This is a genomic window from Neobacillus drentensis, assembly GCF_036965245.1.
GTDB classification, from domain to species: Bacteria; Bacillota; Bacilli; order Bacillales; family Cytobacillaceae; genus Neobacillus; species Neobacillus drentensis_G.
In genome coordinates this window covers 1-12,379 of sequence record NZ_JBALPG010000105.1, presented here as the reverse complement: position 1 = coordinate 12,379, position 12,379 = coordinate 1, and the positions used below count along the sequence as shown (strand labels likewise).

Genomic DNA, 12,379 nt, shown 5'->3' with positions numbered 1-12,379 from the left:
GATATTAAATGAGAATTTACACGAGGACTGGTGACAAAGGAAAAACAAGTATTATTGGCGGCAGGGTAGACAAAGATGACATTCGGGTAGAGACATATGGAACAGTTGATGAAGTTAATTGCTTTGTCGGGCAAGCGATACAAGAACTTGACCAAGATATTTTTATGGACGTGCTTAATGATCTTGAAAAAATTCAACATGAATTATTCGACTGTGGCGGCGATCTTGCGAATGTGTCGGAAAAACGAGAAATAAAGCTTCATCAAGAATCGATCGATTACCTGGAAAAGAAAATAGATGAATATATTGAAGAGGCACCGGAGCTAGAAAGATTTATTTTACCTGGGGGAACAAAACCTTCAGCATCGATTCATATTGCAAGAACGGTTACAAGGCGAGCGGAAAGATTGGTTGTAAAGCTATTGAAGGCTGACTCCAAAACACCTGAAATAGCATTACAATACTTAAATCGATTATCGGATTATTTTTTTGCCTTGGCTAGGGTAATAAACAGCCGCCTCAATGTTCGTGACGTAGAATATGTTCGCAGTGCGAAAGTCTTTAGAGATGGGAAGCGTAAACATGATAAGTAGAATGAAGAGGAATATGGTAAGCTGGCTGGCAATGTTTACCGCATTGTCTGCTGTTGGAGCGGCTATAAAGATCCCAGCTATTGTTGGCAGTGTAGCGTTGGATGTCTTTCCATCCCTATTAGCTGCTGCCTTACTTGGCAGCGGTGCTGGAGCGATCGTGGCTGCATTTGGGCATTTATTATCCGCAGTGTTAGGGGGCTTTCCGTTAGGACCAAGCCATTTTTTTATTGCAGTCGAAATGGCTTTGCTTGTTTGGCTGTTTGGAATCCTGTATAAAAACGGCAAGAAAGCTTCAGCAATTGTGCTTTTTATCATTGGGAATGCAATTGTTGCCCCCTTACCATTTATATTTTTAATGAATAAAGGATTCTATTTGGCAATCGTCCCTTCATTGCTAATCGGTTCCATCATAAATACAGGAATTGCTTTCGTAGCAATTCCACGTCTTTCTTCCTTGGTTACATATGGATTAGGAAAGCGAGAGGCAAAAAGATGAGGGATATTATAACTATTCCCTTTAATGGTGAGGAATCTCTTATTCTCTCTTGTGATAATATCGGTGCGATTGGGATAAAAGCACAGGATGCCGTTCAAGTACCATACGAAACGGTTGCCTATTATTCGTTAAGAGTTGCGGCCATGGAATGTATCGCAGCGGGTGGAAAGCCTATTTCCGTAGTGCTCCACAATTTTTGCGGAAATGAACCATGGGAAGAGCTTTTAAGAGGCATCAAAAAAGGGTTAATAGAACTTGGTTTGAAGGATATTCCCATAACAGGGAGTACGGAAAGTAATTTTTCTTTACTGCAATCTGCAGTTGGATTAATTGTACTTGGCAGAAAGCCATATGGAAAAATGACGGATTTCTTGTTCTCTGATAAATTGAAATTTGCCGTAATAGGGTCACCTTTAGTTGGTAATGAAGTGTTGGACCAAAGTGATGATATTGTACCTCTTTCAATTTTTCAAGAGATAAATAAAGTAAATGACGTGATGATTTGGCCTGTTGGCTCAAAAGGAATCTTGTCTGAGTTGAATCAAATGTTTGCAAATGAAAAATTTACACAGGATATGGTTATCACAAACTTGGATATTTTAAAATCATCAGGTCCATCAACATGTTTTATCACCGCCTATCATGCTGAACAAGAAGACAAACTTGTGAGGATTGCGGGGAGCTTTTTCCATTCCATTCAAATTGAAAGAAATAAATGAAAAGTTCCAAATTTGTAGAGTACCCAAATAAAGAATAGCACGCCATGATGGCGTGCTATTCTCCTATACTTTTCGCTTTTTCTACTAATGAATCGATTCCTTTTCCAATAGAATAAAACACCTTATCCAAGTCTTTTTTCCACTCAGGGGCTTTTTCTTTTATCGTAGACCCGATTTTTTTTGCATTTTCATTCAATTCTTTGCCAATTTCCTTCGCCTGTTCATTAATGCTTTTCTTTGTTGTTTCCTCGCCGGCAAGATGGGTATTAATTGAATTTACTTCAAAACTTTCTTTTGGGAGATATGGCAATGACTCCTTCATAATTTCTTTAAAAATCGGTACCACATTTGCTGAACTTGAGCTAGGCAGGTAATGTTCTCGGTCAGTTTGGTCATAGCCAATCCAAATAGAACCGACGATGTTAGGGGTATAACCGACCATCCATTGATCCTTTGTGCCGTTAACGTCACTAAATGGCAGCTGGGTTGACCCTGTTTTTCCGGCAATTTGAACACCTGGGATATGAGCAAGTTTTCCTGTTCCAGATTCAACTACATTCAATAGCATGGATGTCATTTCGTTGGCTACCTTTTTGGAAGTTACCTTTGTTGTTTTTGCTTCCCGTTCTGCGATTGTGTTACCAGTCGGTCCGACAATTTTGGTAATTAAGTGACTATCCTGTCGCTTTCCGCCATTAGGGAAAGCAGTAAAAGCATTCGCCATTTGCAGCGGCGATACACCTTTACTCATTCCGCCGAGAGCGATGGCCAGATTTTTGTCTTCTTTTTCTACAGGGATGCCAAACCGTTTTAACGAATCCAGACCCTTATTTAAGCCAATTTCATTTAACAGCCAAACAGCCGGAATATTCAACGAGTCTTCAAGGGCTTTGTACATTGGAACCTTTCCTTGGTATGTTTTCGAAAAGTTTTCTGGTTTGTAATCTCCGAAAGATGTTGGTTCATCAACAAGTTCAGACGAATAGTTATAGCCATTTTCAAGGGCAGGCGTATAGACAGCCAGTGGTTTTATCGATGATCCTGGTTGTACCTGTAATTGAGTAGCCCTATTAAAGCCGCGGAACACATGCTCACCTCTGCCGCCGACAAGGGCACTAACACCGCCTGAGGCTGGATCCATTAGGACAGACCCACTTTGGACCAATGTATTCCCTTTGCCTTTCGGGAACAAGTAGTTTTTACTATAAACTTTTTCAAGACCTGCTTGCAGGTTTTGATCCAATTCTGTATAAATACGGTATCCTCTAGTCAAAATTTCTTCCTGGGTTACTCCATATTTAGAAATAGCCTCATTTAATACAGCATCTACATAATAAGGATATTTACGCTCAACAAAGCTGCCGCCGCCATCTTGAAGGCGAATTTTTTCTTTCTTCGCCGTGTTGTACTCTGCGGCAGTAATAAACCCGAGCTCCTTCATTTTCCCTAAGACGACATTTCGCCGTTTTATTGCTGAATCATAGTTTTTATAAGGGTCAAGGTAATTCGGTGAATGCAGGAGACCAGCAAGCATCGCCGCCTCACTTATGCCTACATCCTTGATATCTTTATTAAAATATTTCTTGGAAGCATTGGCGATTCCCCAGGCACCACTGCCAAAGTAAACTTGGTTGAGATACATTTGCATGATCTCATCTTTTGTATAAACCTTTTCAATTTTAACGGCTAAAAATAATTCCTCGGCTTTTCGCTTATAGGTGCGTTCAGGTGATAGAAGGGCGTTTTTTGTCAGCTGCTGTGTTAACGTACTGCCGCCGCCCGTAATCCTTCCGGCAAACAAATTGCTGAAAAAGGCACGAGCAATTCCCTTCACATCAAAACCGCTATGTTCATAAAAACGTTCGTCTTCAATCGCGACTACTGCATTCGGAACATATTTAGGTAATTCCTCGATTGTTACTCCTTGTGTCCGATTGGTGGCAACATTGGTGGCAACTGTACCATTTTTATCATAAATGACGGTCGGCTGGCTTAAGCCCTCCTTCAACGATTCCACATTTGCCCTTGATGCGAGCCAGCCAAAATAAAGGATGGTTCCTAAAACAACCACGAGGATTATCAGTAATATTATTTGTGTTAAATGTTTCTTTTTCCAGAAACGCACGACCATATCTCGAAATGGGTGTAATTTATCCATATTATCTCCTAACTTTCAAAACGGAATTGTCGATTCATTTATTATAAATTTTCTAGGAGAAAAAGACCAACAAAAGGGTTTTTTTTCAATAGTATTCCCGATAATTTTAATGAAGTGAACGACTAATATGTAATAAGGTAGAGAGTAAAAAAAAAGCAGTAAACACGTGATAATCGTGGACAACCCTTTCAGACCCGAGCATATGTTAATAGAAAGAATAATTAATATATAGGAAGGGGTTGAGAACATGATTAACTGGAGAGTTCGCTTTAGAAACCGGAATTGGATAATTGCATTTATTTCACAAATCTTACTAGTAGCACAAATGGTATTATCAGGGTTACATTCAATAGGTCTAGTTGATTTTCAAATAACTGATGCAATCGAAAATTCAATTCTATCGTTCGTAAATGCGGTATTTGTTTTGTTGTCTATGTTAGGGATTGTGCAGGATCCAACCACCAAAGGTTATGGTGACAGTGAACGTGCGTTAAAATACAAGGATCCAAATTAGAAGTAAAGAAGTCAGCTCCTTATGGGTGCTGGCTTTTCTACTGGTTTGAATACGGAAAAAGTCTCGAATAATATTGGATAAATCTTAATGATAAGAAAATTCTTTACATTATTCACACAAATTGGTTTACTAGAGAAATAAACTTTACAATTGCGAGGCATTACAAATGACTAAGGTTAAAAACTATATTATCCAGTTCCATCCAATTGTGTGGGTTTTGTTAATCGGCACGGTTTTAACAAGGGGATCCGCTTTTATGACGCTGCCTTTTCTATCAATTTATTTATCAAGGCAAATGGATCTTTCACCTATTATTATCGGTTTAACTGTAGGAATGAGTCCGTTAATGGCAACTGTTGGTGGATTTATTGGCGGCCATTTATCAGATCGGTTTGGAAGGAAACCGGTCATGCTTACCGCTTTGGTTACGTTAGCGTTCGTCTATTTTGGATTCACCATGGCAGCAAGCCAAGGCTGGTTTATCGTTTTAAATGCACTAAACGGACTTTGCACATCATTTTTTGAACCAACATCCCAAGCATTGATGGCTGATTTAACCGATAAGAACAAGCGAATGAAAGTATATTCTTTACGCTATACAGCGATAAATATTGGTGCCTCTGTAGGACCACTCCTAGGGGCATATTTGGCAAATTCATCAGCTAAGCTATCCTTCGCCATAACCGGTTTAACTTATTTGCTTTATGGAATTGTCTTGTCAGTATTTATGAAAAAACTTGTAATATCTAAAGAAGATACAATCAAGAAAGTCGTTTCATTTGCAGGTGCTTTTCGAATATTAAAAACGGATAAGGCATTGCGGAATCTTATAATTGGGATTATTTTAATCAATATCGGCTATGTGCAAATTGATTCCAATTTGCCACAAGTACTAGAAGTAACACTTGAGAATGGAGTAGCTATTTTTTCGGTTCTGCTGACAATTAATGCTGTAATGGTTGTATTTTTGCAGATGCCGCTTAGCCATCTTGCTGAAAGATTCAGCTTATTGCAGGCTATGTCTGCAGGTTCGCTGTTTATGGCAGCCGGTCTAATCGGATTTAGTTTTGTTAACGGCTGGTTAACAGCGATTTTGGCAATGGTTTTATTAACAATCGGTGAGATATTTATCTTCCCTTCTAACAGCATGATGATGGATGAGCTTGCCCCGGAACATATGCGTGGAACTTATTTTGGAGCCAGCCAGTTTCGAAAAATTGGGAACTTTTTAGGGCCGATCATTGGGGGGTACCTTCTAAGTCATTTTCACAGCCAAATCATGTTTTGGGTTATTGCGATTTTATCATTTGGAAGTATTATTTTCTTTATTGCTGGAAACCGATCATATTTAAAAGCAAGAATATCAAGTTCGGAAAAAGTTATGTAAATACGCGTCTTCCACCATGTCAGTACTTCTTTAGCGGGTAATCGAATAGGATGAATTATCATTTAAAAAGGGGTTATTGATATGGGGGTCTGGCTTACTTTTTGCATTATTATTTTTGGCATATTCGTGATCATCGAAGAATTAATCTATTATTTTTGGAACCGATATGTGTATGGGCCAAATGTAGAAACAAAAATGAAATGGAAGAAAAGAGTCAAGCGCCTGCAATCTATCTATAAAAAGAAACCTGCTGTCGAAAGTCGTGAATCGAATCAGGAAAAAAGCTCGCTTTAAGCGGGCTTTTTACAATTAGTAGGTAATATTTCATTGAGAATTGTTTAGCTACAGCGCATTTTAATTGGAGGGTGAATTGCTGCTTTCCCGTTTTTTTAGAAATAACCACATTTTTCTGCTGAGAAAAAGGAAGAAAAAGAGAAATATTATGAGGTATTCTGCCGGTTCCATTACTCTAAAAGGATTTACTGCTTTCCAAATAATCCCCGGAAATTTTACTCCCATTATCAGGTCCAATGAAATAATCATCACTAATAATCCACAAGCTAATAATATGGTGACCATAAAAAGTTTCAAACGCTTCACCTTCTACGAATAATACTTTTATTATTATTTTACTCATTTTAGGTATTATGCAGGGATAACTCTAGTTTATTTGGGTAATCTATCCAATAGTAATAAGGAATTTTTGTTTACTTAAAGTGAGGCGGGGATTGTGTCGATTTTGTCTAAAATTTTGAAAAAAGAGCAAAAAAGACGACAGGATGATAATTACAGACAGCAGCAAGATCCGCTAAAACCGGAAGACCAACCCATACTAAGGAATTATCAAGACAATATTGCCCGGATAAAAGAAGAATTTGGAAACAGTACAGATTTATGCCTCCGTGAGTTTTCTATTTCAAACCATAAAGGAATTGTCGTCTATATAGATGGATTGGCCGATAATAAAATGATCAGTGAATTTTTTCTTGAATCTCTGACTGAAGAAATCATCGATCATTCTCAGGATTCTTTTCAAAAATTGATGGAAAGAGCTGTTGGTTTAGGCAATTTTCAAATTATCTCTAATTGGAACGAAGTATTTGATTCGTTTCTCTCAGGAAATACACTGTTCTTCCTAGATGGCTATAGTAAAGCGATTAACGTGGAAACAAAGGGTTGGAATATGCGTGCTATCACAGAGCCATCTACCCAGTTATCAATTCGCGGTCCAAAGGATTCTTTTACAGAAACAATGCGAACCAATACAGCTTTAATCAGGAGGCGGATAAAAAGTCCAGATTTATGGCTAGAAACGATAAAGGTGGGCAAAATCTCGCAAACTGATGTAGCTATTATGTATTTGAAGGGAATTGCCAATGAAAAAATCGTCACGGAAGTTAAAGAACGGTTAAACAGGATCAATGTTGATTCTATCATTGAATCTGGCCATGTTGAGCAATTCATTGAGGACCAGGTTTGGACTACCTTTCCGACTACCTTTCATACGGAGAGACCGGATGTAGTAACTTCACAGTTACTTGAGGGAAGAATCGCGATCATTGTGGACGGGACGCCGTTTGTCATTACCGTTCCTGCGATATTTATTCAATTTTTCCAGGCACCTGATGATTATTATTTTCGTTTTGATATTTCAACTGGAATTCGTCTTTTAAGAATATTGGCTTTTTATATTGCCCTAATAGGACCTGCCATCTATATCGCCGCTACAACCTTTCATCAGGAGATGATCCCAACAACGATGGCGATTGCGATTGCAGCACAACGTGAAAATGTGCCATTTCCCGCATTTGTTGAGGCGTTAATTATGGAAGTAACCTTTGAAATATTAAGGGAGGCTGGACTAAGGCTTCCTCGGGCAGTCGGTCAAGCAGTTTCAATCGTTGGCGCGCTTGTCATAGGTCAAGCGGCAGTCCAGGCTGGAATTGTGTCTCCAGTAATGGTCATAGTTGTTTCGATTACCGCATTAGCCAATTTTTCTACACCTAGTTTTGGTATGGCAATTGCGGCAAGGTTAATTCGTTTTTTAATGATGGCCTTATCCACTATTTTAGGTGTTTATGGGATCATGTTAGGTCTTATATTTTTGTCTATCCATTTATGCTCATTACGTTCATTCGGTATCCCCTATATGATGCCGCTTGCGCCGTTTAACATACGAAATCAGGAGGATGTATTCGCTCGTCTTCCGATTTGGGCGATGAAAAATAGGCCTAAGTTTATTAGCAAAGACAATATGGTAAGAGAAGGAGAAAATCAAAAACCTGGTCCGTCATTAGAAGAGGATGATCCATCATCAAAGGGTGGATCATAATGAGAAAAATAACTGTAGTAACTTTACTTGTTATAATATGTTCTTCTTTTCTTAGTGCCTGCTGGAATCAAAAAGAATTAACAGATTTAGCTTTTGTGATGGCGGTGGGAATTGACAAAGGCGAAGACAAAAAGTTTTCCGTTTCCTTCCAAATTGTAAACCCTGCAAATGTTAACTTAGGACAGGGGAGTGGAGGAGGACAGGGTCTACCGATAGCTGTTTATTCAAGTTCCGGGGATACTGTAACAGAAGCCGCCAGAAACGCGACCAAACAAATTTCGCGGCGGTTATATTATGCTCATACCAATTTAGTCGCCATTAGTGAAGAAGTCGCCAAGGATGGATTACTTAATATTCTGGATGTGCTCGACCGCGATCCAGAATTTAGAACGACAACCCAACTTGTGATAACGCGGGGAACCCCTGCAATTGTATTGGTTTCCTCTTTAGCAAATCTCGATAAACTGCCAGTTAATAAGATTACAAAGGAGATTAAGGCGACAGAAGCGATGTTAGGTGAAAATATGCAAATTACTATCGATGATTTCATTAGTGGGCTTCTAAGCAAGGGAAAAGAACCTATTGTCAATGGTTATAAAGTGACTGGTGACGTTGAAATGGCAGGGAGAGCAGGGGACTTGCTTGAAACAAAAACAAAAGCAATTCTTTCTGCTGATGGTTTAGCTGTTTTTAAAAAAGGAAAATTAATTGGGTGGATTGAACACGAAAAGGCACGAGGAGTAATTTGGATATTAGATAAAGTAAAAAGTACGGCGGTAAATGTGGATTGGGGAGAAAAAAAGGAAGCAATTACAATGGCTCCATTGCGCACAAAAACGAAAGTGGCAGCAAAAATCAAGCAAGGGAAACCTGTTATCGACATTTCGATTAAAGATGAGGGCTGGATTAGCGAAGTAAATACGGCAATAGACTTAACCGATCCGAATGAGATCGAGAAAATTGATAAGCTTGTCGAAAAAGAAATAAAAAGACAAATTATGGCAACAGTAAAAGAGGCTCAAAAAATGAAGAGCGATATTTTTGGTTTTGGTGAAAAGGTTCACAAGAAGGATCCGAAACTTTGGAAGAAGCTAAAAGGAAATTGGGACGAACACTTTGCTGAACTTGAAGTGAATGTGAAGGTAGATTCCTATAGCCGCAGGGAAGGAATCCGGACAAAACCGTTTTGGTCAAATTTTAATCAATAAACCCTTAGTGAGGGGATTAGGCATGGAAAAGGCAAAAATAAAAGCTTCCCAGCTGTTTATACTAGTGGTCTTGTTTGAAATGGGCAGTGCTATACTTTTGGGTCTGGGGGTTTCGGCAAAACAGGATGCATGGCTTGCCACATTGTTTGGCTTAGCAGGGGGCTTACTGCTTTTCCTTGTTTATTATCAGCTATATAAATATTATCCATCATTGCCATTTACAAGTTATGTTCAAAAAATTACTGGGAAATGGATTGGAAGACTGCTTGGTTTTTTATATGTCATATATTTCATCAATATGTCTACAAGAGTTTTACGTGACTTTGGTGAACTATTAACAAATACCGTTTATGTTAGTACCCCTCTCATTGTTATTAATTCCTTGATGATGCTGATCATCATTTATGCGATTAATAAAGGTATAGAAGTAATTGCAAGAGTGGGTGAACTATTTTTTGGGGCAATCTATCTAATGGCACTGACTGGTATCCTCCTCATTTTATTTTCTGGATTATTACATCCGGAAAATCTTCAACCAGTTTTAGAATACGGATGGAAGCCTGTTTTCAGAACATTTATAAGAGAAACACTCACCTTTCCATTTGGAGAAATGGTCGTCTTTACCATGCTTCTTCCTTTGTTAAACAATCATAAAAAAGTAAAACTTGCTTGTATGGGTGGAATGATTTTAGCTGGGATCAATGTTTCGCTTACTATTGCCATCAATATAGCTACACTTGGGGTAGATCTTTATGAGCGTTCAAATTTTCCACTGCTTACCACCATTGGTAAAATTCAATTGGCAAATTTTATTGAACGATTGGATGTATTCTTTATGCTCTATTTAATGATTGGATGTTTCTTTAAAATATCAGTGTTTTTCTATGCAGCGGTTGTCGGAGCAACAGATCTTTTTCAATTTAAAAACCACCAGAAGTTAACTTTTCCAATAGGTTTAATGATCCTTCTTGCATCTGTTACGATTGCATCGAATTATGCGGAACATATTGAAGAAGGGTTAAGGGTGGTACCTGTTTATGTGCAATGGCCTTTTCAAATAATCATTCCCACCATATTACTAATTATTGCCTTTTTTCGGAACCGGAAGAAAAAAGCAACAAGCTCTCCATAGAAAAGCTTGTTGCTTGTTTAGTTTCTTTTGTCTTTCTGAGTGAGAGGCAGGGTCATGTAGACCGTAGTTCCTTGATTCTTTTGACTGTCAAATCGAATGGTTCCTTTATGTGACTGAACAATTTTATAGCTGATTGTTAATCCTAAGCCAGTTCCTTTTTCTTTGGAAGAATAGAATGGCTCGCCAATTTTGGCTAATAAATCCTTGGAAATCCCGCAGCCATCGTCTTTGACCGTAATGAAAACTTGATTATTCTCAATCAGTTCCAGGCAAATCACTACAGTTCCGCCATTTACCGAAGCTTCAATTGCATTTTTAATAATATTGATAAACAATTGCTTGAGCTGGTTTGGTTCACATTCAAGGTAAATCTCTTGTTCCGGAAAAACGGATTCTATCTGAACATTATAATAAATGGCTTCAGTGCTTAATAATGAGAGGACATCATACAATATCTTTTGAATTTCCGCTTTTGTAAATTTAAGATGCTGCGGCTTAGCTAATAGAAGGAGTTCACCGACTATGTGATTGATTCTGTTTAATTCATCTAACATGATTTGATAATAAAATTGATGTTTCCCGTCTTCTACTTGTAAAAGCTGTACAAAACCCTTTAAAGATGTAAGAGGATTACGGATTTCATGGGCAACACTAGCAGCTAATTCTCCGACAACAGAAAGTTTTTCCGTTCTTCTTAAACGTTCTTCTGTTTTTCTCAAGGTGGTTACATCCCTGCCATATCCAATGATTCCCGTAATTTCTCCATTGATATTGATGGGAACCGATGTACATTGTAAAGAAATCATATTCCCATTTACCTGCGGGATTTTTATTTCATACACGACCGGCTTTATTTCTTCTACAACAGAGAAAATAAAGTGCTTCAGGAATCTTCTATACTTTTTAGGTAATAGAGCTTTTACATTTTTCCCAATCATCTTTTCACGGTTGAAGCCTGTAATGACTTCAAATTGGGGGTTTAGGTTAGTAATCTTCCCACCCAAATCTAACATATAAACGATATCCGGGCTGTACTCAAATAATGATTTATATTGCTGCTGGCTTTCAGCCAATTGCCTTGCCATTTCCTTTTTGTCTGTTATATCCCGTCCAATAATCACTAAACCTTGTCTTGAGCCGTCAGAATGGAAAAGAGGGACTTTGATGGTATCAAATATTTTCAATGAACCGTTAGGTACGGGGATAACTTCTTCAATACGGGTAATTTCCCCATTTTTCCAGGTTTCCTCATCAGAAATCTCACAGTACCTGAGGGCATCAGAGTAAAAGGCAGTATATTCAGCTAATTCCGAGTCCTTTTTTCCACGATATTCTACATTTTCTAGCTGGAACAATTGCAAGCCAAAATCATTCGCTTCAATCCATCTTCCTTCGCCATCTTTGAAGTTAACAAAGTCAACCATTGAATTGATTAACGTTTATAGACGTTTTTGATCCTCACGGGAAACAGTTAATTCTTGTTTCTTGTTAAGAAAAAAATAAAAGAAACCACCTGTGACGAGGACATAAAAAAATTCTTTGGACCTTTCAACTAAAGGAATAATGGAAGAAGGTACAAATTGTTGAATTAAATAGTTTGATCCATAAATCCAAATAAAACTAGTAATGAAGTAAAGGATGACTAGCTTTTTTTTATTCATAAAATCTCCATTTCTTTCAAGGAAACAAAGTGTCCAAGAATGGTAAAAAAAATTTCTTCTATTGGATATAGTACTAGATGAAGAATATTTTTGAAATAATGCATTTCTGGAAATTACTTTTGGAAAGATATAAAAAAATAATAAAAAATAAAGCAGTAATTGTTTAAACAACATCACTG

Annotated in this window: 13 protein-coding genes; 9 read left to right on the top strand and 4 right to left on the bottom strand. The window is 37.9% G+C overall.

Going from position 1 to position 12,379, the window contains the following annotated elements; translation table 11 throughout:
* Positions 1 to 8: 8 nt before the first annotated feature.
* The 3 genes from V7150_RS19420 to V7150_RS19410 are packed head-to-tail and all read left to right on the top strand — an operon-like array spanning position 9 to position 1,808.
* The gene (locus tag V7150_RS19420) at positions 9 to 593 is read left to right on the top strand and encodes a cob(I)yrinic acid a,c-diamide adenosyltransferase (RefSeq protein ID WP_335521599.1); all 585 of its coding nucleotides are present in this window, start codon (positions 9 to 11) and stop codon (positions 591 to 593) included.
* A 1-nt stretch (position 594) separates the two neighbouring features.
* Positions 595 to 1,089, top strand: coding sequence for an ECF transporter S component (locus V7150_RS19415; RefSeq protein WP_335521597.1), 495 nt, complete (start codon positions 595 to 597; stop codon positions 1,087 to 1,089).
* Positions 1,086 to 1,808, top strand: coding sequence for an ATP-binding protein (locus V7150_RS19410; protein WP_335521595.1), 723 nt, complete (start codon positions 1,086 to 1,088; stop codon positions 1,806 to 1,808). The genes V7150_RS19415 and V7150_RS19410 overlap by 4 nt, the downstream gene beginning before the upstream one ends.
* A 55-nt stretch (positions 1,809 to 1,863) precedes the next feature.
* On the opposite strand, the gene V7150_RS19405 is transcribed toward V7150_RS19410, so the two are convergent.
* Positions 1,864 to 3,966: a transglycosylase domain-containing protein gene (locus tag V7150_RS19405; RefSeq protein ID WP_335521594.1), complete on the bottom strand. Its 2,103-nt coding sequence runs from the start codon at positions 3,964 to 3,966 to the stop codon at positions 1,864 to 1,866.
* Positions 3,967 to 4,213: 247 nt separating this feature from the next.
* Here V7150_RS19405 and V7150_RS19400 point away from each other — a divergent pair, with 247 nt between their 5' ends.
* The 3 genes from V7150_RS19400 to V7150_RS19390 all read left to right on the top strand — a co-directional run bounded on the left by V7150_RS19400 (position 4,214) and on the right by V7150_RS19390 (position 6,161).
* Positions 4,214 to 4,480, top strand: coding sequence for a phage holin (locus V7150_RS19400; protein ID WP_335521593.1), 267 nt, complete (start codon positions 4,214 to 4,216; stop codon positions 4,478 to 4,480).
* A 166-nt stretch (positions 4,481 to 4,646) separates the two neighbouring features.
* Complete coding sequence (locus V7150_RS19395) at positions 4,647 to 5,867, top strand: MDR family MFS transporter (protein ID WP_335521591.1); 1,221 nt, start codon at positions 4,647 to 4,649, stop codon at positions 5,865 to 5,867.
* An 81-nt stretch (positions 5,868 to 5,948) separates the two neighbouring features.
* Positions 5,949 to 6,161 (top strand): hypothetical protein, encoded by a 213-nt coding sequence (locus V7150_RS19390; RefSeq protein ID WP_335521589.1) that lies wholly within the window; start codon positions 5,949 to 5,951, stop codon positions 6,159 to 6,161.
* A 175-nt stretch (positions 6,162 to 6,336) separates the two neighbouring features.
* Here V7150_RS19390 and V7150_RS19385 read toward each other — a convergent pair whose 3' ends face one another.
* On the bottom strand, positions 6,337 to 6,504 hold the full coding sequence (locus V7150_RS19385; protein WP_335521587.1) for a hypothetical protein: 168 nt from the start codon (positions 6,502 to 6,504) through the stop codon (positions 6,337 to 6,339).
* Positions 6,505 to 6,597: 93 nt separating this feature from the next.
* Between V7150_RS19385 and V7150_RS19380 the strand changes: the two genes are divergently transcribed.
* From V7150_RS19380 to V7150_RS19370, 3 genes are read left to right on the top strand one after another with little or no spacing between them, the layout of a single operon-like run.
* The gene (locus tag V7150_RS19380) at positions 6,598 to 8,199 is read left to right on the top strand and encodes a spore germination protein (RefSeq protein WP_335521585.1); all 1,602 of its coding nucleotides are present in this window, start codon (positions 6,598 to 6,600) and stop codon (positions 8,197 to 8,199) included.
* On the top strand, positions 8,199 to 9,407 hold the full coding sequence (locus tag V7150_RS19375; RefSeq protein WP_335521583.1) for a Ger(x)C family spore germination protein: 1,209 nt from the start codon (positions 8,199 to 8,201) through the stop codon (positions 9,405 to 9,407). The genes V7150_RS19380 and V7150_RS19375 overlap by 1 nt, the downstream gene beginning before the upstream one ends.
* 22 nt (positions 9,408 to 9,429) lie before the next feature.
* Positions 9,430 to 10,539 carry a GerAB/ArcD/ProY family transporter gene (locus tag V7150_RS19370; RefSeq protein WP_335521581.1) on the top strand — a complete coding sequence of 370 codons (1,110 nt, stop codon included), beginning with the start codon at positions 9,430 to 9,432 and terminating at the stop codon, positions 10,537 to 10,539.
* A 17-nt stretch (positions 10,540 to 10,556) separates the two neighbouring features.
* On the opposite strand, the gene V7150_RS19365 is transcribed toward V7150_RS19370, so the two are convergent.
* Positions 10,557 to 11,963 (bottom strand): PAS domain-containing sensor histidine kinase, encoded by a 1,407-nt coding sequence (locus V7150_RS19365; protein ID WP_335521579.1) that lies wholly within the window; start codon positions 11,961 to 11,963, stop codon positions 10,557 to 10,559.
* Between the two features lie 15 nt (positions 11,964 to 11,978).
* Positions 11,979 to 12,200 carry a hypothetical protein gene (locus V7150_RS19360; protein ID WP_335521577.1) on the bottom strand — a complete coding sequence of 74 codons (222 nt, stop codon included), beginning with the start codon at positions 12,198 to 12,200 and terminating at the stop codon, positions 11,979 to 11,981.
* Positions 12,201 to 12,379 lie beyond the last annotated feature (179 nt).